Origin of the sequence: Deinococcus phoenicis (genome assembly GCF_000599865.1) — a bacterium.
GTDB classification, from domain to species: domain Bacteria; phylum Deinococcota; class Deinococci; order Deinococcales; family Deinococcaceae; genus Deinococcus; species Deinococcus phoenicis.
This window is the reverse complement of record NZ_JHAC01000050.1, coordinates 53,672-77,562: the sequence shown is the minus strand read 5'-3', so window position 1 is coordinate 77,562 and position 23,891 is coordinate 53,672. Positions and strand designations below refer to the sequence as shown.

Annotated in this window: 20 protein-coding genes; 10 read left to right on the top strand and 10 right to left on the bottom strand. The window is 70.4% G+C overall.

Translation table 11 applies throughout. The features are described 5' to 3' along the window. Window positions 1-68 precede the first annotated feature (68 nt). Complete coding sequence (locus DEIPH_RS14600) at window positions 69-1,670, bottom strand: aminotransferase class V-fold PLP-dependent enzyme (protein WP_034359452.1); 1,602 nt, start codon at window positions 1,668-1,670, stop codon at window positions 69-71. A gap of 98 nt (window positions 1,671-1,768) precedes the next feature. Between DEIPH_RS14600 and mnmG the strand changes: the two genes are divergently transcribed. The 5 genes from mnmG to DEIPH_RS14575 all read left to right on the top strand — a co-directional run bounded on the left by mnmG (window position 1,769) and on the right by DEIPH_RS14575 (window position 6,324). Continuing rightward, the gene (gene mnmG, locus DEIPH_RS14595) at window positions 1,769-3,577 is read left to right on the top strand and encodes a tRNA uridine-5-carboxymethylaminomethyl(34) synthesis enzyme MnmG (protein ID WP_034359450.1); all 1,809 of its coding nucleotides are present in this window, start codon (window positions 1,769-1,771) and stop codon (window positions 3,575-3,577) included. A gap of 93 nt (window positions 3,578-3,670) precedes the next feature. Continuing rightward, window positions 3,671-3,997 (top strand): hypothetical protein, encoded by a 327-nt coding sequence (locus tag DEIPH_RS14590; protein WP_034359448.1) that lies wholly within the window; start codon window positions 3,671-3,673, stop codon window positions 3,995-3,997. Next, window positions 3,994-4,746: a 16S rRNA (guanine(527)-N(7))-methyltransferase RsmG gene (gene rsmG / locus DEIPH_RS14585; protein WP_034359446.1), complete on the top strand. Its 753-nt coding sequence runs from the start codon at window positions 3,994-3,996 to the stop codon at window positions 4,744-4,746. Before DEIPH_RS14590 ends, rsmG begins: the two co-directional genes overlap by 4 nt. After that, the gene (locus DEIPH_RS14580; RefSeq protein ID WP_034359443.1) at window positions 4,743-5,492 is read left to right on the top strand and encodes a ParA family protein; all 750 of its coding nucleotides are present in this window, start codon (window positions 4,743-4,745) and stop codon (window positions 5,490-5,492) included. Before rsmG ends, DEIPH_RS14580 begins: the two co-directional genes overlap by 4 nt. Next, window positions 5,476-6,324, top strand: coding sequence for a ParB/RepB/Spo0J family partition protein (locus tag DEIPH_RS14575; RefSeq protein WP_034359441.1), 849 nt, complete (start codon window positions 5,476-5,478; stop codon window positions 6,322-6,324). Before DEIPH_RS14580 ends, DEIPH_RS14575 begins: the two co-directional genes overlap by 17 nt. A 68-nt stretch (window positions 6,325-6,392) precedes the next feature. On the opposite strand, the gene DEIPH_RS14570 is transcribed toward DEIPH_RS14575, so the two are convergent. From DEIPH_RS14570 to DEIPH_RS14555, 4 genes are all read right to left on the bottom strand, one after another. Next, a complete protein-coding gene (locus DEIPH_RS14570; RefSeq protein WP_034359438.1) occupies window positions 6,393-7,715 on the bottom strand; it encodes a VanW family protein in 1,323 nt (440 codons plus the stop codon). A gap of 44 nt (window positions 7,716-7,759) precedes the next feature. Further along, window positions 7,760-8,779 (bottom strand): YpdA family putative bacillithiol disulfide reductase, encoded by a 1,020-nt coding sequence (locus DEIPH_RS14565; protein WP_034359436.1) that lies wholly within the window; start codon window positions 8,777-8,779, stop codon window positions 7,760-7,762. 41 nt (window positions 8,780-8,820) lie between these two features. Continuing rightward, window positions 8,821-9,543 (bottom strand): ABC transporter ATP-binding protein, encoded by a 723-nt coding sequence (locus tag DEIPH_RS14560; protein ID WP_152544961.1) that lies wholly within the window; start codon window positions 9,541-9,543, stop codon window positions 8,821-8,823. 76 nt (window positions 9,544-9,619) lie between these two features. Next, window positions 9,620-10,693 (bottom strand): ABC transporter permease, encoded by a 1,074-nt coding sequence (locus tag DEIPH_RS14555; RefSeq protein WP_034359434.1) that lies wholly within the window; start codon window positions 10,691-10,693, stop codon window positions 9,620-9,622. Window positions 10,694-10,973: 280 nt separating this feature from the next. Here DEIPH_RS14555 and fumC point away from each other — a divergent pair, with 280 nt between their 5' ends. Beyond that, window positions 10,974-12,383 (top strand): class II fumarate hydratase, encoded by a 1,410-nt coding sequence (gene fumC, locus DEIPH_RS14550; RefSeq protein ID WP_034359431.1) that lies wholly within the window; start codon window positions 10,974-10,976, stop codon window positions 12,381-12,383. A 21-nt stretch (window positions 12,384-12,404) separates the two neighbouring features. Here fumC and DEIPH_RS14545 read toward each other — a convergent pair whose 3' ends face one another. Beyond that, a complete protein-coding gene (locus DEIPH_RS14545; RefSeq protein WP_051517413.1) occupies window positions 12,405-13,025 on the bottom strand; it encodes a uracil-DNA glycosylase in 621 nt (206 codons plus the stop codon). Window positions 13,026-13,340: 315 nt separating this feature from the next. Between DEIPH_RS14545 and ddrC the strand changes: the two genes are divergently transcribed. From ddrC to DEIPH_RS14525, 4 genes are all read left to right on the top strand, one after another. Then, a complete protein-coding gene (ddrC, locus tag DEIPH_RS14540) occupies window positions 13,341-14,033 on the top strand; it encodes a DNA damage response protein DdrC (RefSeq protein ID WP_034359429.1) in 693 nt (230 codons plus the stop codon). 117 nt (window positions 14,034-14,150) lie between these two features. Next, a complete protein-coding gene (locus tag DEIPH_RS14535; RefSeq protein WP_034359428.1) occupies window positions 14,151-15,206 on the top strand; it encodes an LptF/LptG family permease in 1,056 nt (351 codons plus the stop codon). An 8-nt stretch (window positions 15,207-15,214) separates the two neighbouring features. After that, window positions 15,215-16,324, top strand: coding sequence for an LptF/LptG family permease (locus DEIPH_RS14530; protein ID WP_034359487.1), 1,110 nt, complete (start codon window positions 15,215-15,217; stop codon window positions 16,322-16,324). Window positions 16,325-16,384: 60 nt separating this feature from the next. Next, window positions 16,385-17,809, top strand: coding sequence for an SAM-dependent methyltransferase (locus tag DEIPH_RS14525; protein ID WP_034359426.1), 1,425 nt, complete (start codon window positions 16,385-16,387; stop codon window positions 17,807-17,809). Window positions 17,810-17,881: 72 nt separating this feature from the next. Here the strand turns inward: DEIPH_RS14525 and pta are convergent, their stop codons facing one another. The 4 genes from pta to DEIPH_RS14505 all read right to left on the bottom strand — a co-directional run bounded on the left by pta (window position 17,882) and on the right by DEIPH_RS14505 (window position 23,866). Next, window positions 17,882-19,990, bottom strand: a complete 2,109-nt coding sequence (gene pta, locus DEIPH_RS14520) for a phosphate acetyltransferase (protein ID WP_034359424.1) — start codon at window positions 19,988-19,990, stop codon at window positions 17,882-17,884. 84 nt (window positions 19,991-20,074) lie between these two features. After that, complete coding sequence (locus DEIPH_RS14515) at window positions 20,075-21,274, bottom strand: acetate kinase (protein WP_034359421.1); 1,200 nt, start codon at window positions 21,272-21,274, stop codon at window positions 20,075-20,077. Between the two features lie 198 nt (window positions 21,275-21,472). Then, window positions 21,473-21,922 (bottom strand): tRNA (adenosine(37)-N6)-threonylcarbamoyltransferase complex ATPase subunit type 1 TsaE, encoded by a 450-nt coding sequence (gene tsaE / locus DEIPH_RS14510; RefSeq protein ID WP_034359419.1) that lies wholly within the window; start codon window positions 21,920-21,922, stop codon window positions 21,473-21,475. 9 nt (window positions 21,923-21,931) lie between these two features. Further along, window positions 21,932-23,866, bottom strand: a complete 1,935-nt coding sequence (locus DEIPH_RS14505) for a coiled-coil domain-containing protein (protein WP_034359416.1) — start codon at window positions 23,864-23,866, stop codon at window positions 21,932-21,934. Between the last annotated feature and the right edge of the window lie 25 nt (window positions 23,867-23,891).

Sequence of the window (23,891 nt, the reverse complement as noted above, 5' to 3'; positions counted from 1 at the left end):
ATTCTAACGGCTCGCCTGCCCTGCGCGGCATCCTGTGGGGCGCACAGATCCTTTTTGAACAACCCGGTTCAGTAGGCGAAAAACACCAGGTCTTGCGGCACGTTCTCCGGCAGGGGCCGCCTCTCCCCCACCGGCAGGCCGGCCGCGAGGCGGTGTGCCTCGGCCAGATAGGCCGCATAGGGCACCGGGCCGTCCTCGCGCTCCGGAAAGGTCTGCCCGAAGAGGTCGGCGGGGGCCTGATCCTGCGGGTGGGTCCAGGCGCCGCTGTGCCAGTCGAAGGTGTAGAGCGGCAGGAACCTTTCCCCGAACGAGGCGACAAACTCGGTGGCCGACAGCAGAAACTCCACCTCCTCGTCGGTGGCCCAGGGGGCGAGGTTCAGCCGGGTCCAGCCGGGCTTCAGGCCGTCGAGATCCCCCAGGATGCACTGCTGGTAGCGGGCGCTGCGGGCGTCGTCGATCTCCAGCAGCGCGTGTCCATACGGCCCGGCACAGGCGCAGCCCCCGCGCGCCTGGATGCCGAACAGGTCGTTCAGCAGCCGCACGACCAGCCGGGGATGCAGGTAGGTGCCCGGCTCCCCCGCCCGGATCAGGAAGGAGAGGAAGGCCAGCCGGGGCGTATCCGGGTTGCCCAGCAGCTGCACCCGGGGATGCTGGCCCAGCCGGGTCAGCGCGCGGGCGAACAGCTCGTGCTCGCGGGCGGTCAGGCGGGCCACGCCGAGCTGTTCTTTCACGTGAAACGCCAGCGCGGTCCGCAGCTTGCCCAGGATGGCGGGCGTTCCCGCGTCCTCGCGCGCCTCGATGTCGTTCACGTAGGCGTGACCCGTCCGGCTGACATAGCGCACGGTGCCGCCCCCCGGCACGCTGGGGACCGCCAGCCGGTACAGATGTTCCTGGAAACACAGCAGCCCCGGTGTCCCCGGCCCCCCCACGAACTTGTGCGGACTCAGGAAGACGGCGTCGTACCCGTCGGGCTGGCCCGGCTTCATGTCGATCTGGACATAGGGGGCACTCGCGGCGAAATCGAAGAACGCGGAGGCCCCGTGCGCGTGGAGAACGCGCGCGACCGTGCGCGTGTCGGTCAGCAGGCCGGTAACATTGCTCGCCGCGCTGAAGGACCCGATCTTGGGGCGGCCCGTGTAGGCCGGGTCCTTCAGCAGCCGCACCAGCGCCTCCAGATCGAGGTTGCCCCGGGGGCACAGCGGCACCTCCACCACCTCCGCGATGGTTTCGCGCCAGCTCACCTCGTTGCTGTGGTGCTCGTAGGGACCCACGAAGACGACCGGACGGTCCCGTGCGGGCAGAGCGTCCAGCACGGTTTGCCGGTGGGCCTGCGGCACGGTCAGCCCCAGGATGTCCTGCACCCGGCGGACGGCGGCGGTGCTGCCCGACCCGCAGAAGACCAGCTTGCAGGTGTGGTCGCCCCCCAGCTGCGCTTTCACGTATTCCGCCGCCTGATGGCTGAGCTGGGTGGAGTGCGCGCCGGTGGCGCTGTCCTCGGTGTGGGTGTTGGCGTACATCGGCAGGGCCAGTCGGGCCAGGCGCTCCTCCACGCTGCGCAGCGCGCGGCCCGAGGCCACGTAGTCCGCGTAGGTGACGCGCCGCCGCCCGAACGGCGTGGGGATCACCGTATCCGTGCCGATCAGGTCGGCCCGCAGCGTCTCGAAGTCCATGCCGGCAGCTTAACGGCTCTCTCCCCTTCCTGCTCGGCCGGGTACCGTAATCACGGACGGAATGCGGGGCTCTCCCCCACTGCTACACTTCCCGCCAGATGAGCGGCTGGAATGTGATCGTGATCGGTGGGGGCCACGCGGGCCTGGAGGCCGCCTGGGCCGCCGCAAAGCTGGCCCGGACGGCCCTGCTGGTGGGCAACCCCGCCACCATCGGCCGGATGCCCTGCAACCCGGCGGTGGGTGGCCCCGGCAAGAGCCAGCTGGTCTTCGAGGTGCAGGCGCTCGGCGGGCTGATGGGCCGCCTGGCCGACGAGACGGCGATTCATACCCGCGTCCTGAATGCCAGCAAGGGTCCGGCGGTGCAGTCCCTGCGCGTGCAGAACGAGCGCGACGCCTACGCCGAACGCGCCCAGGACGTGCTGCTGGGCCACCCGGAACTGGACGTGCTGCGGGGCGAGGCGGCCGATCTGGAGCCGGACGGACGGGGCGGCTGGTTCGTCGTCACCACCGATGGGCGGAGATTTCAGGCCCGCAGCGTGGTGGTCGCCGCCGGGACCTTCATGCGCGGCGTCACCTGGTACGGTCGCCACTCGCGGCCCGAGGGCCGTCAGGGCGAGCCGCCTTCCCGCTTCCTGAGTGAACCGCTGGCCCGGGGGGGTCATGTTCTCAAGCGGTACAAGACCGGCACCCCCCCACGGGTTCGGGCCGATTCGGTGCGCTTCGCGGACCTGCTGGAGATTCCCGCCGATCCAAGGCCGCGCGGCTTCACCGGCCAGCCCGGCCCCCGCGCCACGGAGTCGCCCACCTGGCAGACCCAGACCACCCCCGAAACCCACCGCCTGATTCAGGAAAACCTCCACGAGTCCCCGATGTATGCGGGGGATATCGAGGGCCTGGGGCCACGTTACTGCCCCAGCATCGAGGACAAGGTCGTGCGCTTTGCCCACCATGACCGTCATCTGCTGTTCGTGGAACCCGACGGCACCCAGACCAGTGAGGTCTACCTCCAGGGCTTCAGTTCCAGCCTGCCGCCGGCCCTGCAAGACCGGCTGGTGCGGACCCTGCCCGGTTTCGAGAGCGCCGTGATCCAGCGCTATGCCTACGCGGTGGAGTATGACGTGGTGGATTCGACCGAGCTGACGTTGAATCTGGAATCGCGCCGGCTGCCGGGTGTCTTTACGGCGGGGCAGATCAACGGCACCAGTGGGTATGAGGAGGCGGCGGCCCAGGGTCTGGTGGCCGGAACCGCTGCCGCCCGCCGCGCCGCCGGCCTCAGCGAACTCCAGATTTCACGTGAAACGGGCTATCTGGGCGTCCTGCTGGACGATCTGGTCTTTAAGGGCAGCGACGAGCCGTACCGCATGATGACCAGCCGCGTCGAACACCGCCTGATCGTGCGCCAGGACAACGCCGACGAACGTCTGACCGCTCTGGGGTTCGAGCTGGGCCTGGTGGACGGGGCCACCCGCCAGCGCGTGCGGGAAAAGTACGCGCGGGTGGAAGAGGGCATCCGGGCGCTGGAAACCCAGCGGTTCCAGGGGCAGCCCGGTGACGCTCTGCTGCGCCGTCCCGAATTCACGCTGGCGGATGTCGAGGCGCTGGGTCTGACCCTCCCGGCCCTGTTGGCCGAAGAACGGGAGGCCGTGACCATCCGGGTGAAGTATGCGGGCTATATCGAGCGCGCCGAGCGGCAACTGGCCGCCGAGAGCAAGGCCCGTGACCTGAATCTGGCCGGTGTGGATTTCGCCGGAATAGGGGCCTTGTCCACCGAGGCCCGTGAGAAGCTGATGCGGGTCAGGCCCACCACCGTCGAGCAGGCTGCCCGTGTTCCCGGTGTCCGCCACGCCGACATTAGCGCCTTGCTGGTCTACCTGCGGCGCAGCCCGCCTGTTTCACGGGAAACCTGACGGTGAAACAGGCGGGCCAGTCCGGCTGAGCACGGCTGGCTTGACGTTCTCCCCGTTTCACGGGAAACTTGACGGTGAAACAGGAGGCCGGGGTTGGAGCTGTCAGCGTTTGAAACCGGCGTCTTTCTGGGTGTCCTGATCGGGGAAGGGCATTTCGGGGGCGACGGCAAACAGCCGCAGGTCACGGTGCGCATGCACCTGCGGCACGAGCGGTTGTTCGGTCGCCTGCTGGCGTGGTGTCCGGGATCGCGGCTGTATGGTCCCTATCATCACGGGGGCCGCAGTTATTTTCAGTGGATGGCGCGGGGGGACGTGTTGCGCGAGCGGCTGTTGCCGCTGCTGGACACCCTGTCGCTGGAGGAGATCGATGAACACGTGTTCGAGCGGTATCAGGCGATGAAAGTGAAGTACGGACTGTGACGCCGGAAGGCCAGGCCCTGCTGCTTGAGGGCACGGCGGAACTGGGGCTGAAGCTCACGGCGGAGCAGGTCGGCGGGTTTGCCCGCCTGCTGGCCCTGCTGACCGAGTCCTCGGCGCAGATGAATCTGACGGCGCTGCGGGAAGAGCGGGACATCCTGCTGAAGCACTTCGTGGATTCGTTGACCGTTCTGCTGGGGGAGTGGCTGGACCGCCCGGCCCAGGGGGGGCCACTCCGGGTGCTGGACCTGGGAACCGGGGCGGGCTTTCCGGCCCTCCCGCTGGCCCTCGTGCGCCCCGACCTCCAGATGGTGCCCATGGACGCCACGCGCAAGAAGGTCGAGTTCGTGGAGCGCGCCGCTCAGGCGCTCGGGCTGGCCCAGGTCCACCCGCTGGTCGGGCGGGCGGAAACCCTGGGCCGCGACCCCCAGCAGCGGGAGAGCTATGACCGCGTGGTGACCCGCGCCGTCGCCGCGCTGCCGGTCCTGGCCGAACTCGCGCTGCCGTTCCTGCGGACCGGTGGCCTGCTGATCGCCCAGAAGGGGCCGATTCTGCCGGAGGAACTGGAGGCGGGGACGCGCGCCGCCGCCGAGGTGGGGGGAGCCGTGCGGGCAGTGGAGCCGTTCAGCCTGCCGGTCGCGGACGATGCCCGGACCCTCGTGGTGATGGAGAAGACGGCGCCCACCCCCGACCGGTATCCCCGCCGGGAGGGCGTGCCTGGCCGCAAGCCGTTATTCTGGCAGGCGACGTGAAGACCCTCGGAGTCGTGAATCAGAAGGGCGGGGTGGGGAAGACGACCACCGCCATCAACCTGGCCGCCTACCTCGCGGCGGGTGGACGCCGGGTGCTGCTGCTCGACATGGACCCCCAGGGCAACGCGACCAGTGGCCTGGGCCTGCGCGGCGCGCAGCAGGGTCTCTACGAGGCGCTCGGGGAGCCGGGCCGCGTGGCCGACTTCGTGCAGCCGACCTCCCAGCCGGGCCTGGACGTGCTGCCCGCCACGCCCGATCTGGCCGGGGCGGGCGTGGAACTCGCGGACGATCCAGACGCCCTCGCGCGGCTGCTCGCCAGTGTGCAGGGCTATGATCTCGCCCTGGTGGACGCGCCGCCCAGCCTGGGACCGCTGACCGTGAACGTGCTGGCCGCCGCCGACGCCCTGCTGATTCCCCTTCAGGCCGAGTATTACGCGCTGGAGGGCCTGGCCGGGCTGATGGAAACCGTCGAACGTGTGCAGGGCGGCCTCAATCCGCGTCTGAAGGTGCTGGGCGTGGCAATCACCATGTTCGACGGCCGCACCAACCTCGCGCAGGAGGTCGAGACGATGGTGCGCCAGCACTTCGGGGAACTGGTGTTCTGGTCGGTGGTGCCGCGCAACGTGCGGCTCTCGGAAGCCCCCAGTTTCGCCAAACCGATCAACGCCTTCGCGCCCCTGTCGAGCGGCGCGGCGGCCTACAAGCGCCTCAGCGAGGAAGTGATGCAGCGTGTCGAAAAAATCTAGCCTCGGGCGCGGCCTCGACGCCCTGCTCAGTCGGCCCCAGACGCCGGACGCCCCGGCGGGAACGGCCGTGCAGCCGGTCCGGGTGGAGCGCATCGTGCAGGCGGCGTACCAGCCCCGACAGGTCTTCGCGCCGGAGGCGCTGGCCGAACTCGCCCAGAGCATCCGCGAGAAAGGGGTGCTGCAACCCCTGCTGGTGCGTCCGCGCGGCGAGAACTTCGAGATCGTGGCGGGCGAGCGGCGCTGGCGGGCCTCGCAACTCGCCGGCCTCGCGGAAGTCCCCGCGATCATCCGCGACCTCGGAGACCGCGAGGCGCTGGAAATCGCCATCATCGAGAACCTCCAGCGCGAGGACCTGGGGCCACTGGAGGAGGCGCGGGCCTATCAGGCGCTGCTGGAGCAGGGCCTCAACCAGGAGGGCGTGGCCCAGGCGGTCGGCAAGGGCCGCAGCACCATCTCCAACGCGCTGCGGCTGCTGACCCTGCCCGAGCCGGCCCTGCGCGCGCTGGAGACCGGCGAGATCAGCGCCGGCCACGCCCGTGCCGTCCTGGCGCAGCCCGAGGGCGACCGGGCCTGGGCGCTGGGCGAGATTCGCACCCGCCGCCTGAGCGTCCGCGAGGCCGAGGCGCTGAAACGGGAGGCGCGGTCCCCGACTGGCCCCATTCCGGTCAATCCGCCCCGGCCCCACCGACAGGTGGAACTGCACCTCAGCCGCCGCACCGGCACCAAGGTCCGCATTACCGGCGAGGAGAAGGGCCGGGTGGAACTCAATTTCGCCTCGCGCGAGGAACTCGACCGGATTCTCGACCTGCTCGGGTACGCCGAGGGCGAGTAAGCCAGCGCAGCAGAGGGGGGGAGAGCACCGCCGCTCTCCCCCCCTCCCTGTTGACCTTCCCTGGACCTTCAGCCGCGCGTGCCGACCAGGAAGATGTTGGGCCAGGGCCGGTAACTGCTCTTGAGGGTGTCCTGTTTGAAGGTCTGTCCGCTGCGCACGAACCGGCGCGTCACCTCGATCACCGCGCCGGGGGCCGCCCAGTCCACCTGCTTGCGTTGACCGGCGGGCAGGCTGGCGTCACGGATAAGCCGGTCGGCGGGCGACGGCGTGGTGCTCAGCGTTTTCGGGGCACCGATCTCCACGGTGAAGTCGCGCGCCTTGCCGAAGACACTGATGGTCAGGCGGGCTTCCTCGTCGTTCCACTCGGACTGGAACCACAGCGCACCCCCGGTGTCGTTGGCGAACTTCAGGTCCAGTTTGGGCTGGTAGATGGTCGCGTCCAGGCCCTGCGGATCGTAGTAGTGGACCTGATAGGAGTGGTTCTGCCGCTCGACCACCGGCAGCCCCGCGCCGTAGAGCGTGCGGAAGACGGTGGTGCTGACCTGGCAGATGCCGCCCCCCACGCCATCGGCGGTGCGTTCCCCAGCGATCACCAGCCCGGTCACGTACCCGGCGCGCGTGCTGACCGGCCCGATCAGCTGGTTAAAGGACACGACCTTGCCCTCGACCAGCCGGTCCTGAAAGTTGCGGGTGCCGACGTGAATGTTGGTCATGCGCGCCGGGCTGCTGCCGTAGTAGTTCGTCTCGCCGGTGCCCAGGTGCGCGGTGATGCCCCGCGACAGGAAAAAGTCCAGCGTGCGCTTCGGCGCGACCTGCCCGGTGACCACCACATTCGCCTTCACGCCCTGCGGGTCTTGCAGGGCCGCCAGGACGTTCGCGCGGGTCTGGGCCTCGTCCACCTTCAGGCCATTGCGCTGCACGACCCCCCAGCCGTCCCAGAGGTTCTCGAAGCGCGCGTCCTGCGCTGCGCGGGGCAGGCCCGCCAGGAACTTCTTCAGGTCGGCGTCCAGGCTCTCGGTGATGCCGCCGCGTGCCCGGAGCTGCGCCACCCGGTCGCCCGGCAGCGTCAGGGTGCGCGAGAAGGGCACGGTGGTCTTCTTGCCGTCCACCAGCGCGGGCCAGGCCGCCTGCACCGTGATCAACAGGGGCGCGGTCCTGGCCGGTGCCGCCGGCTTCACGGGGGCCGGCGTCGGGACGGGCTGTGGGGTGGGGGGCTGCGGGGTGGGTACGGACGGTTCGGGGGTGGGGGCCGGCGTCGGAAGCGGCTGCGGGGCGGGAGCAGGAGCCGGGGGCAGCGCGGGAATCTCCACCTGTGCGGACGCTGCACCCAGCAGAACACTCAACAGCAGGGCGGCACCCTTGCGGGCGGTCCTTGTGCGCGTGAAAACCATGCGGGCAGTATCCCACGCCCCCCCGGCGCGAAGATGACCGGCCTTCACGAGACGGGGGAGGGGAGAGGGGCCACCTCACGGTGGGCCGCCAGTTGCCGCCCGATTTCCGCCACCGCCAGCAGCGCATGGTGCCGTCCGTTCTCGATAAAGACCTGATTGGTCTTGCCCGCAAAGCCCGCCGAGCCGACCACGAACAGCCCCGGTACGCTGCTCTCGTAGTTCTCCGTCAGCACCAGGCACTCGTCGGCCTGCTGCGCCAGATTCAGGTCCGCCAGGAAGGAGAGGTCGGGGCGGTAGCCGGTGAGCGCGAAGGTAAAGTGCGTCGGCAGGTCCCAGGTCGTGCCGTCGGCACGCTGCACCCGCACCTGCTCGGGATGAATCTCGACCACCTGCGAGTTGAAGTGCGCGTGGATGCTCCCTTCCTTGATGCGGTTTTCGAGGTCGGGCCGCACCCAGTACTTGATGGTGGACTTCAACTCGGGGGCGCGCACCACCAGGGTCACGTTCGCCCCGCCGCGCCAGAGGTCCAGTGCGGCGTCGGCGGCACTGTTGCCCGCGCCGATCACGGTGACGTTCAGGCCCAGGAAGGGGTGGGCTTCCGTGTAGTAGTGGCTGACGTTCTCGCTGTCCTCGCCGGGAATGCCCAGATGAAGGGGATTGTCGTAGTAGCCGGTGGCCACCACCACCCGGCGCGCTTCCATCACGCCCGGCGTGCCGTCCTGCGCTTCCACCTCCAGGGTGAAACCCGCCGGGGCCGCGTGAACCCGCTTGACCTCGGTGTAGAGGCGCACATTCAGCTCCTCGCGCTGCGTGACCAGGCGGTAGTACATCAGCGCGTCGCGGCGGTCAGGCTTGTCGTGGCCGGTCACCATCGGGTGGTTGCCGATCTCCAGTTCGGGGGCGGTGGTGAAAAAGGTCATGTACGTCGGATACTCGAAAATGGCGTTCACGACGCAGCCTTTTTCCAGAACGACATACCTCAGCCCGGCCTGCTTGCAGGCGATGGCGGCGGCCAGCCCCACCGGGCCGGCGCCGACAATCGCCACGTCGTACATCTCACTCATGCGGCAAAGTGTGTCACGGGAAGGCGGCCCACACGGTGAGGTCAACCCTTCAGGCGGCCGTCCACGATCTGCACCACCCGGTCGCACAGGTCCAGCACGCGCTCGTCGTGCGTGACCATCACGGCGGCCTTGCCGCGCCCATGAACCTCCTGCGCGAGCAACTGCACCACCTCACGGCCCCGCACGCTGTCGAGGCTGGCGGTGGGTTCGTCGGCCAGGATCAGCGCCGGGTCGTTCATCAGGGCGCGGGCGATGGCGACGCGCTGGCGCTGGCCGCCGCTCAGGCCGCCGGGATACTGGCGGGCACGGCTTTCCAGACCCAGCGTCCGCAGCAGTTCGTCGGCCCGCTGCGCGGCCTCGCGGGCGTTGCCCCCCGCCAGATGCGGGACCAGCGTGAGCTGCTCGCGGACCGTCAGGTAAGGAATCAGGTTGCTGCTCTGGAGCACGAAGCCGAGGTGCCTCAGCCGGAAGGCGGGCAGCGTGGCTTCCGACTGCGCCGTCACGTCCTGCCCGGCGATGACCACCCGCCCCGAGGTGGGGCGCAGCAGCGCGCCCGCGATGGACAGAAAGGTGCTTTTGCCGCTGCCGCTCGGCCCGCTGACGGCCACCAGTTCGCCGGGGCGCACGTCCAGTGTGGCGGGATGCAGCGCGGTGATGGTGCCCTCGCCGTCACCGTAGGTCTTGCTGACGTGTTGCAGTGACAGGATGGGGGCGGCGGGTTCGGTGGACGGAACGGGGCGGGGCATTTCGAGGATGGCGGTCATGGCAGGCTCCTTCGGGAGAGGAAAAAGAGGCTGGGGAGGTTGGAGGCCCCCCGCCCCCAGACTTCCGGACTGGGCTTCATGCCGACGCACCGATGGCGATCAGAGGGTCGACGCGGGCGATGCTGCGCAGACTCAGCAGGCTGCTGAGGGCCGCGACGAGGGTCAGGAGGGCCGATGCGCCGAGCAGCGTGGCGGGCGTGAGCGCGAAGGGCAGGCCGGCGGGCAGCAGCGCGGTGGCCCCCAGCGTGACCAGGGCGGCGGCGGCGACCGCCAGCACGGTCAGCAGCAGCATCTGGGCGATCAGGCTTCCGGCCAGGGTGCGGGTACTCGCACCGATGGCCTTCAGCAGGCCGAATTGCGGCGTCTTTTGCAGCGTCAGCACATAGAAGAACACGGCCATCACGAAGGCGGCCACGACCACCAGGAAGACCTGGATCATGGTCAGGCTGCCCTGTTCCTCCCTGTAACCGGGGAGGGCCTGGAGGGTCTGCGCTCGCGTCAGGAGGCCCAGGCCGTCCACCCCCGCGAGGCGGTCGGCGGCGGCAGCCGTCTTCAACGCGACGGCATTGACTGTCCCCTGGGTACGGGGATTCAGCGCGTGCCAGCGGTCCAGCGTGACGAACACGACCGGCTGGTGGTTCAGGCGCGCGCCCCGTGTAAAGCCCGTGACCTGCACGGTGTCGCCCCCCGGCTTGAGCGTGAGGGTGTCGCCCAGCGCCACGCCATCTTCCCGCAGCGACTCGTCCACGACGGCCCCGACGCTGCTCGCCCTGAGGGCCGTGCCCTCCGCGACTTCGGGGGCCATAAAGCTGCCCGCCTCCACACCCACCAGAACCGCACTGAGCTGCCGCGAGCCATTGCTGAAGCTGGCGAAACTCTGCGCGAGGGGGGTGGCGTCCTGTCCGGCGGCGGCCTGAACGCGCCGCACGTCGTCCAGCGTGAGAAAGGAGCGGGTAAAGACCCCCTCGGCGTCCTTGCTGGTCACGAAGGCGGCGGCGCGCGTCTCGATCAGGAGGGCCGCGTTGTCGTGGGCCAGGCCACGCGTGAGGCCGGTGAGCATAAAGACCATGAAGGCGATCAGGGCGACGATGCCCCCGATAAGCAGCGAGCGGAAACGGTGATGACGCAATTCGCGCAGGGCGAGATACATGGAACCTCCTGGTAGTTACCGACCGGTAAGTACACTGGCTTACCGTACGGTAAGTAAACAGCTAGAAAAGTAGCCTGGGCCTCTTTCGGCGGTTCCGGCTCCACCGGTCGTCCTCTGGTCGTGACTGAGGGGGTGGCCGGTGCTTGTCAGAAAGGGTGCGCCCGGAATGGTTTTGCGCGACATCCACGAAGAGGAGCGCCGGGGGCAGGGGCTGACGGGCCGGGAGGCCAGACCTGACGTTCCCCCGGGAGTGACCACCGCCGCCCATTAGACTCAGGGCATGACCCAGACCTCTCAGGGGCAGACCCGCAAAGAATCCGACACGATGGGCACGCTGGACGTGGACGCCAGCCGGTACTGGGGCGCGCAGACCGAGCGTTCCATCCACAACTTCCCGATTGGCCGCGACACCTTCGTGTGGGGCCGCCCGGTCATCCGCGCGCTGGGCATTCTGAAAAAGGGCGCGGCGCAGGCCAACGCCGAACTGGGCGAACTCCCGCAGGACATCGCGGAGCTGATCGTGCGGGCCGCCGACGAGGTGATCGCCGGGAAGCTGGACGAGCATTTCCCGCTGGTGGTGTTCCAGACCGGCTCGGGCACCCAGAGCAACATGAACGCCAACGAGGTGATCTCCAACCGCGCCATTGAGCTGGCAGGTGGCGAGCTGGGCAGCAAGAAGCCCGTTCACCCCAACGACCACGTGAACCGGGGCCAGAGCAGCAACGACACCTTCCCCACCGCCATGCACATCGCGGTGGTGCTGGAGCTGAACGAGCGGCTTTACGGCAGCGTGGGCAAGCTACGGGACACGCTGGCGGCGAAGGCCGAACAGTACCGCGATCTGGTGAAGGTGGGCCGCACGCACCTGCAAGACGCGACGCCCATCACGCTGGGCCAGGAGATCGGCGGCTGGGTCGCGCAGCTCGACTACGCCCTGGAGCAGGTCAAGCACGCCGAGCAGGGCCTCTACGACCTCGCCATCGGCGGCACGGCGGTCGGCACCGGCCTGAACGCCCACCCGCAGTTCGGGGACCTCGCCGCTCAGAAGTACGAGGCCGAGACGGGCTTCCCCTTCCGCAGCGCCGAGAACAAGTTCGCGGCCCTCTCCGCCCACGACGCCCTGGTGCAGACCTCGGCGGCGCTGCGGACCCTCTCGGGCGCCCTGATGAAGATGGCGAACGACGTGCGCTGGCTGGCGAGCGGCCCCCGCAACGGCATCGGGGAAATCACCATTCCCGAGAACGAACCCGGCAGCAGCATCATGCCCGGCAAGGTGAACCCCACGCAAAGCGAAGCCATGACGATGGTCGCCACCCGCGTGTTCGGCAACGACGCCACCGTCGCCTTTGCGGGCACGCAGGGCAACTTCCAGCTCAACGTCTTCAAGCCCGTGATGGTCCACGCCGTGCTGGAAAGCATCCGCCTGATTGCCGACGCCAGCCTCGCCTTCAACGACAACTGCGCCGCAGGCATCGAGCCGAACGAGGCCCGGATCCGGGAAAACCTCGACAAGAACCTGATGCAGGTGACGGCCCTCAACCGCCACATCGGCTACGACAAGGCCGCCGCGATCGCCAAGAAGGCCCACAAGGAAGGGACCAGCCTCAAGGAAGCGGCGCTGGCCCTGGGCTACGTCACGGAAGACGAGTTCAACCAGTGGGTCGTGCCGCTGGACATGACGCACAGCTGAGGCAGGCGGAAAGGGAAGGGGCTACTTCTCCGGAAGGGGGGTGGCCCCTTTCTCCTGACCAGAGAGCATCTTCCGGGCCTCCACCAGCGCGCCCAGCGCCCGCACCGCCGCCTCCCGCCGGGAGACGAAGTTCTGCGGGCTGGGGTGCGGGCAGGCGAGGGTGGGCAGCGGCGAGCCGACCAGGGGCCAGGCCCGCTCCGCGTGGCGACCGACAAGGACAACCACCCGCAGGTGGGGCATCTGCTCAAGCACCTGCCGGGTCAGCGGCGCTGCCTCCGCGTACTGCGCGGGCCGGGGACTCACCACGCCGCCTTCGCTCATCTGCCAGGGCACGGCGTTCCACAGGGCCACGTCCGCGCGCCGCAGGCCCGAGAGGTGAAGCAGACAGCGCAGGTTCTCGGCCGTGCCGTCCGGGTTGTCCATTGAGGCGAAGCGCGTGCGGCTCACGGCCGGTCCGGGCGATTCGAGCAGCAGCAGGACCCGCGCAGATAGGCCGCCATCCGCCGGGTCGAAGTAGGGAAGCCAGCGCCCTTCCCCCGACTGCTCCTCGACCCAGCGGTTGAGGGGTTCGACATGGGGCGCAGAGACTTGCCCCAGTCTGGCCTGCCGAACGGCCTCCGATTTCAGGGCACGCGTCTCCATTCCGTCATTCTGGCCCCTCTCCAGGGAGGCCCCCTGCCAGGGTGTCTGGGCGTTGTGCCCCTGAAGCCACGATTATCCGGCTGCATAATTTGACTTCCCCTGCATTCCACGCTATCTTGGTTCTATCACCGCCCAAGAGGCGGCTTTTTTATTGTCGCCCAGAGTAGGGTGGCGAGTGGCCCCTGTGTTTGGCCCCACCTTCCGGGGCCGCCAGAACTCCCGAAGGGGTCAACAACCTCATGGGACGTGGAATCTGGCATACCCAGTTCGGTTGGCTGATTATGTTTTTGGCGTAAATCATGCTAAAATATACGTATGAAGACTGCTCCTGTCACTCTGGAATTCGGCACCCAGCGTCTGCCTGCCAGCGCGGACGGGTTGCTGCATGCTCCCACCGCCCTCCTGGCCCTCGGTCTGCCCATGCCGGACGACTGGGCCGCCTTTGCCGCTGACCACGACCTGCACGGCCCGGAGCGTGACTTCGGCGTCGGCCCCGAGGCCACCCTCGATCCGGCGGAGTTTGCCCGGTTGGCCTTTACCCTGGATACGCCGGGAGCCAGGCGCTGGCGCAAGCGCGCCCAGACTCTGCTGGCCCGTGCCCTGACCGGCGACGTGCGGCTGGCCGCCGAGATTGCCGAGCGGAGTGCTGATCCTGGGGCGCGGCGCTGGCTGGCGGCCCGGCTGGAAAGCACCGATGCCCGCCGCACCCTGATGAGTACCGTCGCCCGCCACGGCGGCGAGGGGCCGGTGTACGGGCAGCTGGGCAGCATCAGCAACCGCAGCGTGCTGGGCACCGACAGCGCCACCATCCGCCGCGAGCGCGGCGTCAAGCAGACCCGCGACGGCCTGCGGACCGATGAACTGCTGCGCCTGGCCTACCTTGACACCGCCACCGCCCGCGCCATCAGTGAGCGGGGCGCCCACGGCAACGCCGCGATCCTCAGGCTGCACGAGGGCGTCGCCCGGCGCGAGCGGCACCTGTGGGACAACCCGGCGCAGGCGGGGTAAGTGCAGCCAGGGTAAGCGCGGGCGGGCTGGGGCGCAGGCTCCGGCCCTTTTGCTCAGCTTTGTTCGGCGGCTTTTCGCCCCCGGCTTTCTTCTCGCTCCTCATCCGGTCCCGCTAGAATGCCGCGCGTGCCTATCACGCTGAACCGCTACGTGCTGCGCGAGGTGCTGCGCTGGTATGCGGCGGGCCTGGCGCTCTTTCTGATCCTGCAACTCACGGACGCGCTCAGCACCACCGTCAGCTACCTGCTGCTGTACCGTGCGACGCTCCCTGAGGCGCTGTCCGCGTTTGCCGCCATCGCGCCCAACCAGCTCAACCGCTCGCTGGTGCTGGCGGTGCCGTTCGCGGTGCTGCTCGCCTTCGGGCGGATGCAGGGCGACAGCGAACTCAAGGCGATGTTCGCGGCGGGTGTGCGGCCCCTGAGCCTAGTGTGGCCGCTGGCCCTGCCGTTCGTGCTGGTCGGCGCGGTGGCTTACGCCAACGCGGGCTATCTGGTCCCCGCCGGGCTGGGCCACTGGGACCGGGCGTGGTACGGCATCTACGGGCAGACGCCGCCGCCGCCCAGCCAGGAGAACTACACCTTCGCGCCCCCCGGCGCGCTGTTCTACGCGGGGCGCGTGACCAACGAGACGGGCGGGCAGGTGGCCCAGCTGTCGGGGGTGCTGGTGCAGCGCGGCGCGGAAACCGTCACGGCCCAGTCCGGCGTCTGGGACACGCGGCAGCAGACCTGGACCGTCCAGAATGCCTGGGTCACCCGCCCCGGCGAGGACCCCCGGCAGGTGCAGACGCCGCTGGTGTTCGCGCAGACCGACACGCTGGAGCCGCCCCGGCCGCCCGGGGAACAGGTCAGCACGCCGGAACTGCGCGCGCGGCTGGCGAGTGGGCGCGGCACCCCCGAGGAGAGCCGTGACGACACCTTCCAGCTCGCCAAGCGCTACGCCGACCCGGTCACGGCGGTCGTGTTCGCGCTGGCGGCGGGGGCGCTGGGGCTGCTGCTGCGTAACCGGGCGGCGGCCTTCGCCGCGACGGTGGTATTCGTCGGGTCGTTCTACGTGTTGTGGGTCACGGTGCCGCAGCTCGCGCGGGTCGGCGCGGTGCCGCCCACGCTGGCGGCCTGGCTGCCGAACCTCGCCTTTGTGCTGGTCGCGGCGCTGCTGGCCTGGAGGCTGCGGTGAGGCCCCCGCTGCCCCGCTTCGAGCGCTACGTGCTGGCCGAAATCCTGCCGCCGCTGGCGGGCGCGCTGGCTGTGGTGATCGTGCTGCTGCTGCTGGCCCTGCTGGAGGGCGCTGTCGCGCCGCTGCTCGCCAAGGGCGCCGACCCCCTGCTGGTCGCGCGGCTGGTCGCGCTGAATATCCCCGAGGCGCTCGCCGGGGCGCTGCCCATCGCGCTGATGTTCGCGGCGCTGCTGGGCCTGTCCCGCCTGGCCGCCGACTCCGAGATCAAGGCGGCGCTGGCGAGCGGCGTGCCCACCTCGCGGCTGTTCCGGCCCGTGCTGCTGCTCGCGGCGCTGGTCGCCCTGCTGGCCTTCGGCCTGAATGAACTGCTGGTCACCCGCGCCAAGGTGCAGGCCCAGAACGTGCAGCGCGAGATCGTGCTGGACAACCCGCGCGTGATCGGCCTGGGCGAGGCGGCGGCGGGAGGCCGGGGCGGCCTGGTGCTGCGCGACGCCCTGAACCGCGCCATCAGCGTGGGCGAGGCGCTGCCGGGCGGCGAGCTGCGCGACCTGCGGATCGTGACCATGCAGACGGGCCAGGCCCCGCGCGAGGTCATCACCGCCCGCCGGGGCCGCCTGGAGCCGGGCAGCAACGTGCTGGAACTCGGAGACGGGCGCCGCGTCACCTTTCAGGACGCCCGACCCGTCACGGTGCTGACCTTCCAGCACGGCACGCTGCCCGTGCAGGACGTGCAGGCCAGTTTCGACGGCGGGCAGGGCACCCTCAAGCCCATCTATCTGCCCCTGCCCGAACTGCTGGCCCGCACCCAGGCCTACCGCCAGCAGCATATCCGCGCGCCCGGCGACTTCACCGCGCTCCACCGCAAGTTCGCCGAACCGCTGGCGGCCCTGGCGCTGGCCTTTTTCGTGGTGAGCCTGGCCGTGTTCGCCTTCCGCAGCGGGCAGAACCTGGGGCTGGTGTGGGCGCTGCTCCTCAGCTTCGCGTATTACGCCACCTGGAGCGTGTTCAAGGTGATGGGCGAGAACGGCGCGCTCCCTGCCGTGCTGGCGGCCTACGCGCCGGACCTGGTCGCGCTGCTGGTCGGGGCCGTTCTGCTGTGGCGGGCGGGCCGCAGATAAAGATTCTGTCACCGATTTCACAAGTTGTGGTCGGAAGGGCCGGCCTATGCTCCCGGTATCATGTCTGACTCCTTCCCCGGTGGTCGGTCCCATGAACTTCCTTCGCAGCCCGGGCGGCGGGTGGCCTGGGCGGCAGCGGCTGGCCTGACCGTCGCCGCGCTGGTGGCCCGCCAGAGGCGCTCCCCGGAACCTGCGCCGGGGCAACTCCGCGCCGCTGCCCTGGAGGTGCTGGAAGACGCACTTCCGCAGCGGCGCACCTTCGACGTGCAGCTCTGGGACGGGACGGTTCTGCCTGCCCCGGTGCAACCTGCGGCGGCGCGGCTGGTGCTGACCAGCGAGCATGCCCTGGGCCGGATGCTGCGGCTGCCGCTGGACCTCGCCCTGGGGGAAGCGTACCTGCGCGGCGACTTCGAGATTGAGGGCGACGTGAGTGCCGTGGCGGGCATCACCGAGGGCTTCGATGCGCCGTTCACGCCGGGCCGGACGGCGCGGCTGCTGCGCGCGGCGCGGCTCCTGCGCCAGAACGCGGGTCCCGCGCCCCACCCAGTGGAGGCGCGGCTGGACGGTCAGGCCCATACCCGGGAGCGCGACCGGCAGGCCGTCACCTACCACTACGACGTGTCCAACGATTTCTACAAACTGTGGCTGGACCGCCGTCTGGTGTACTCCTGCGGGTACTTTCCGACCGGAACCGAGACCCTCGACCAGGCGCAGGAGGCCAAGCTGGACCACATCTGCCGCAAGCTGCGCCTGAAGCCGGGCGAACGGCTGCTGGACATCGGCTGCGGCTGGGGCGGGCTGGCGATCCACGCCGCCCAGCACTACGGCGCGGAGGTGCTGGGCGTGACCCTCTCGGAAGCGCAGCTGCGTGAGGGCCGCGCGCGTGTGGAGGCGGCGGGCCTGGGCGACCGGGTGTCGCTGGAGTTGCGCGACTACCGCGACGTGCTGGCGGGGGGCCAGGGCGGCTTCGACAAGATCAGCAGCGTCGGCATGGCCGAACACGTGGGCCGGCGCAATATGCCCACCTACTTCCGCGCGGCCTACGCGGCCCTCAAGCCCGGCGGCTTGATGATGAACCACGCCATCGCGGCAGGCACCCACAAGACGAACCTTCCGGCGTGGCTGGTCGCGCTGTATTCGGGCAACTTCATGCAGAAGTACGTGTTTCCGGACGGCGAGCTGCTGCCCATCTGGGAAACGCTCCAGCACGCCGAGAAGGCGCACTTCGAGGTCCGCGACGTGGAGAACCTGCGCGAACACTACGCGCGGACGCTGGCCTGCTGGTCACGGAATCTGGAAACCCACCGCGAGCAGGCGCGGGCCATGCTGGGTGAGCCGCGCTTCCGGCTGTGGCGGCTGTATCTGGCCGCCTGCGTCCCCTACTTCCGGGACGGCCACCTCTCCATTTTCCAGAGCCTACTCGCCAAACCGGACGGGGCAGGGCACGTGACGCTGCCGCCGAGCCGGGCGGACCTGTACGGCTGAAGGGGGTGGGCTGGCGGGGGTGAAACAAGTGGAGCCGGGGCCTCTCTTGCTTCTTACCCCGCGCCCCATGCCCTACAACCTCTCCTGCGTGGCCTGAATCGCCGTCAGCGCGATCGTGTAGACGATGTCGTCCACCAGCGCCCCGCGCGAGAGGTCGTTCACGGGCTTTCTCAGGCCCTGGAGCATCGGCCCGACGGCGACCACGCCCGCCGCGCGCTGCACGGCCTTATAGGTGGTGTTGCCGGTGTTCAGGTCCGGGAAGATAAAGACGGTCGCGCGGCCCGCGACGGGGCTGTTTGGGGCCTTCTGGCGGCCCACGCTCAGCACCGAGGCGGCGTCGTATTGCAGGGGGCCATCGACCGGGAGGTCGGGGCGGCGCTCACGCACAAGCTGGGTGGCCGTCTTGACCTTCTCCACGTCCGCACCCGCGCCGCTCTCGCCCGTGGAATAGCTCAGCATGGCGATGCGTGGCGGGATGCCGAAGGCCCGCGCGCTGTCCGCCGACTGGATGGCGATATCGGCCAGTTCCTCCGCGCCCGGGTTGGGGTTGATGGCCGCGTCGCCGTACACCAGCACCTGCTCGGGCATCAGCATGAAGAAGATGGAGGACACCAGCGAGGCCCCGGGAGCCGTCTTGATCAGTTGCAGGGCGGGCCGCACGGTGTTCGCCGTGGTGTGGACCGCGCCCGACACCAGCCCGTCGACCTCGCCCAGCGCCAGCATCATGGTGCCCAGGACCACCGTGTCTTCCAGTTGCGCCTCCGCCTGGGGCGCGGTCAGGCCCTTGCTCCTGCGCAGGTCCACCATCGGCGCGACGTAATTCGCGCGGATGCTCGCGGGGTCTAGCACCTCCAGGCCCTGCGGCAGCGTGAGGCTCTGGCTCTCGGCCACCTGCCGCACCTTCTCAGGGTTGGCGAGCAGGACGCAGCGGGCGATGCCCTTTTCCACGCAGCGGATCGCGGCGCGCACCGTGCGCGGTTCTTCGCCCTCCGGCAGCACGATGCGTTTGTTGGCGGCGCGGGCCTTCTGAATCAGCTCGTAGCGGAAGGCGCTGGGGGGCAACCGGCGTTCGCCCTCGACCTCGGGCGTCCGCAGGCGCGTGCCCAGCGGCACGGTGTCCAGCCGGTCCGCGATGAAGTCCAGCGTGCGCTCCATGCGTTCCAGGTCGTCGTGCGGCACGCGGGCGTCCAGCCGCGAGAGGCGCGAGGCCGTGTTGTAGGAGTTGGTCTCCACCCGCAGCACGGGCAGGGTGCTGCCGAGGGCCGCGCGGCACAGTTTCTCGATGGACGGTTCCGGGGCGCTGCCGGACGTGAACAGCAGCCCCGCCAGGGGCACGCCGCTGAGGTGCGAGAGGGCCGCCGCCATCACCACGTCCTCGCGGTCGCCCGGGGTCACGACCAGCGCGCCGGAGGTGAACAGGTCGGCCATCTTGGGCACGCTGCGCGCCGTGACCACCGTGCTGACGACGCGCCTCAGGGTGGCCTCGCCCTCGTTGAGAATCTCGGCCCCCAGATGCCGGGCCACGTCCAGCGTGCGCGGCGCGCCCAGGGCCGGGGACTGCGCGATCACGCCCAGCAGCGGCAGATCACCGCTCGCCAGGACGCGGCTGCGGGCACGCAGCTCCGCCAGCAGGCCCCCGAAGTCCAGCTCCCGTGGGGCGAAGTTCAGCACGTACCCGGCCAGGCCCGAGCCGTCCGAGCGGCGAAACGCCTGCGCCGCGATTTCCAGCTCGTCCGCGAGGGTGGCGGGCGTGACCCCAGCGAGGCTGCTGACCAGCACCACGTCCGCCTCCAGGTTGCGTGCGAGGCTGGCATTCAGCGGCCCGGCGTACCCGTTGCGCTCGTTCAGGGCCAGGCCCTCCGCGACCAGCACGTCCGCGCCGCCCGTCACCCCCGCGGCGGCCTGCCGGGCCAGGGCGATCACGCCCTCCATCAGCTCCTCCTCCTGGCCCAGGCTGAGCTGCTCCTCGGCGGCGGCCAGCCCGATCGGGTCGGGCGTGACCGCGTGCGCCAGCGTGCGCGCGAAATGCACCGAGTCGTCGGGGGCCGCCTCGTGCGTCTGGGCGATGGGTTTGAGAAAGGCCACCTTGAGGCCCTGACGTTCCAGCGCGCGCAGCAGCCCCAGCGCCGTGCTGGTCAGGCCCACGCCGTTGCGGGTGGGCGCGACGAAGAGGGTTTTCATGGGTTCTCCTTCGGGGAGGGGGTGGGCTACGGGGTGTGGAGTGTGGGGGCCAAGGCACCTGCCCGGGCTGCCGCTCCGCTTGTCCTACAACCCACGCCCCACAACTTCCCCTGCGACTTCCGCCGTCTCGCGGGCGATCATCAATTCCTCGTTGGTATTTACCACCAGGGCAGGCAGGCTGTCCGGGGCGGTGATGGGGCCGCCCTGGCCACGCACCGCGCGCGCGTTGGCCGCCTCGTTTAGCCGGAAGCCCAGCAGCCCCAGCCGCGCGAGGGTCGTGGCCCGCACGCCGGCGCTGTTTTCCCCGATGCCGCCCGTGAAGACGAGGGCGTCCAGCCTGCCCAGCGCGACGGCCATTCCGGCAATGGTCTTGGCGAGGCGGTAGACGAAGATGTCCACGGCCAGCCGGGCCGGCTCGTTCCCGCGCCCGGCGGCCTCCTCCAGCTCGCGCATGTCGTTGGTCAGCCCCGACAGGCCCAGCAGCCCGCTTTCCCGGTTCAGCGCCGCCGTGATCTGCGTCAGGCTCAGGCCCGCCTGCCGCGCGAGGTAGTCGGGCAGGCCAGGGTCCACGTCGCCGCTGCGGGTGCCCATCACCAGCCCTTCCAGCGGCGTGAGGCCCATGCTGGTGTCCACACTGCGCCCGCCCTGCACGGCGGTGACGCTGCACCCGTTGCCCAGGTGCGCCGTGATGAGGCTCAGCTCCGGGAGGGGGCGGCCCAGCCTCCGCGCCGCCTCGCCGGCCACATAGGCGTGGCTGATGCCGTGAAAGCCGTAGCGCCGCACGCCGTGCTGCGTGTACCAACTGGCCGGCACCGCGTACCGATAGGCGATCTCGGGGAGGGTCTGGTGAAAGGCCGTGTCGAAGACCGCCACCTGGGGCAGGTCCGGGAAGGTCGCCAGCGCCGCCTCGATGCCGGCCAGATTCGCCGGATTGTGCAGCGGCGCGAGGGGCACACAGGCCCGGATCACCTCCACCACCTCGGGCGTGATCAGGACCGGTGTGCTGAAGCGGTCGCCGCCGTGAACGACCCGGTGACCGATGGCGCGGATGGCCCCGCGCAGGCCCAGCGCGTCCAGTTCGGCCAGCAGCACGCCGAACGCTTGCGCGTAGCTGCCGCGCGGCAGCGGCACGGTCACTGGGTCGCCGTTCCGGTCCACCCGCACCGAGGCCAGGTCCGACCCCAGCCGCTCCGCGAGGCCCGAGAGCGGCTGCTCTCCCGAGGCAGGATTCAGCAGCGCAAATTTCAGACTGCTGCTTCCGCAGTTCACCACCAGCGTCCACATGGGGGCCATTGTGGCGCAAGCGGGAGCGGGAGGCAGGGGAGAACGCCCCGGGTGGGCGCACGGGTCATACGGTTTCCGTCCAATCCGTTCTCAAATCGGTAAAGCGCCGCTTCGATAACGCCTTCCCGGCAACCGGTTCTTTCCGGCTCGCTCCGCTCGGGTTGAACAGTTTTTGTCACTGTTCAACCGGAATTCGTATCAGCGCAGCCGCGTGACCTGCCGCACCTCCGGCTCGCCCGCCACATGCTCCAGCCGCAGAATCGGTGCGTCCGGGTAGTCGGCATACAGGTCCGCGCCCCACTCGATCACGCTCAGGCGGCTGCCTGCAATCAGGTCCTCCAGGTCCATGTCGTACAGCTCCCGCACGTCCCGCACGCGGTAGGCGTCCACGTGCAGGACGCGGCCCGCCGGGGTGGGGTAGGGGTGCATCAGCGCGTAGGTGGGGCTGGTCACGGCGCCGCTAAAGCCCAGTGCGGCGACCAGCCCCTGTGTCAGCGTGGTCTTGCCGGCCCCGAGTTCGCCTTCCAGAAACAGCACCCCGCCCGCCGGCAGGGCGTGGGCGAGCGCCGCCCCGAGGGCGCGTTGCTCACCGGGGCCGTGCAGCGGGCGCGTCTCGCCGGGAAGGAGGGGCAGATCAGGAGCGGTCACGCCCGCAGGCTACTGCCGGACCTCGCCCGTCGCCAGCCACCCGCCGAACCGGTCGTCGAGGGTCCCGGCGTTCGGGCCGCGCGCCACCCGCCAGCCGCCCGCGCCGTCCTGCCGGGCGGCCCACGCCCCGCGCTCGTCCTCGAACCGGAGGGACAGCGCGCCCAGCAGCGTCGCCTGTTCCAGCAGGGTCGCCACACCACGGGCGGCCGGCTCCTCGCGGCCCGCCGTCACGCGGCCGCCCCGCACCTGCCAGGTGTCGTCGGGGAAGTCGTTCTGGGTGGCTGGCGGCTCGGCAGATGCCGCCGCGCCGAACAGGTCGCCGCCCGCGCCGCTCCCGTAGTCGAACACGTCCAGCAGGCCGCTCAGGGCGTCGGCACCGAAGCTGGCCGTGACTTCCTGGGCGGCCTCGTACTCGGCGTGGGCCTCGGCCAGCAGGGCCTCGGCGTCCGTGAGGGTCTGGGCGTAGCGTTCGCGCGCGTCGGCCGACATCGCCCCCAGGCGGCGCTGGGCACGCAGCGTCTCGGCCAGCCGCCCCAGCTTCTGCGTGGTCTCGCCCGCCAGGTGCCGGACCGTGTCGTACTCACGGATGACGAAGTCGGCGCGGGCATCGAAGTCCTGCCGCTGCTGCGCGGCCTCGCCCATGCGGCGTTCCAGGGCGGCCCACAGCGCGTCGGTGTCCACGTCCTCGCCCCGGCCCAGGGCGGCCCGGGCGGCGGCAAGCTGCGGGGCGAGGTCGCTGCTGGCCCCGGGCACGTCGCGGGCGGCCCGCTCGACCTCGGCCAGTTCTCGCTGTCCGGCCAGCAGGCGCGCGGCGGTTTCCGGCGTCGCTTCCAGCGCCGCGAGCGTGCCGTGCAGGTCGCGCAGCTCGTCGGTCGCCAGACCGCCCCCGGCCAGCGTGAGCCGGACCACGTCCAGCGCCGTGCGCGCCTCGGCCAGCTCGGGGCTGTCGGGCAGGGTCCCCAGGTGCGCCTCGATGGCGGCCAGGTCCGCCCGCTGTTCGGTCAGGGCCGCGTCGCGGGCCGCTTCGAGTTCGGCGCGCCAGGCGTCCACCCGGTCGGCCCGGACCGTTCCACTGGCGTGCTCGGCGCGCACCGCCTGCACCTGGCCTTCCAGGTCGGGGCGGGCGCGCAGCAGCGGCCCGAACTCGCGGGCCAGGTCGGCCAGTTGCCGGGCCACGTGTTCCTGTTCCAGCGCCAGCACCCGCGCCTGGGCTTCGGGGTCCAGCGGGGTGGGGGCCTCGCCGGAGGCGAGCGGCTGAACCACCGACGATTCCAGCAGCTTGCGCAGCGTGAAGGTGATGTTGCGCGCGCGCTCCACCTCGGCCGGGAGCAGCACGCTCTGGCCCTGCGCCTCGTCGATCTGTGCGATCAGGCTTTCCAGGCGGCGCACGTCCTTGCCGCCCATCCCCTGCACGCGCCGGAAGGCGGCCTGCAACTCGGCCAGGTCCTGCGCCTGCGCGACCAGCCCTTCTTGCAGGCGGCGCTCCATCAGCGCGATCAGGTCCTGGCCCTCGCGGACCAGCGGCGTGATGTCCTGTCCGGCCTGCTGCTGCTGCCGGGCCACGCCCAGCACGCCACGCAGCCGCTGCGTTTCCGGCCAGTCGAAGTACAGGGTAAAGCGCCGCGCGCCGTCTTCCAGCACGCTCAGGGGCTGTTCCCCGCCGCCCTGGGTGGGCGGGGCCGGGGTGGTTTCCAGCAGTTCCCGGATCACGTCCGACACCCGGCGCTTGGCGAGCGCGGCGGGCACGCTCAGTTGCAGCCGCTTGAACACCTCGCGCTTGAGGATGTCTTCCAGCGTGGGCGCGTCGAGCGTCTCCGGGGTCCGGCCCCGGGCCTGCGCCGCGTCTTGCAGGATGCGTTCCAGCGCGCGGGGCGAGACCAGGTCGCCCAGCAGCCGCACGGGCAGGCGGTACAGGGGTTCGGAGGAGGGGCCAGGCGCGGTCACGCGCGGCCTCCGGCGTCAAGGCTCG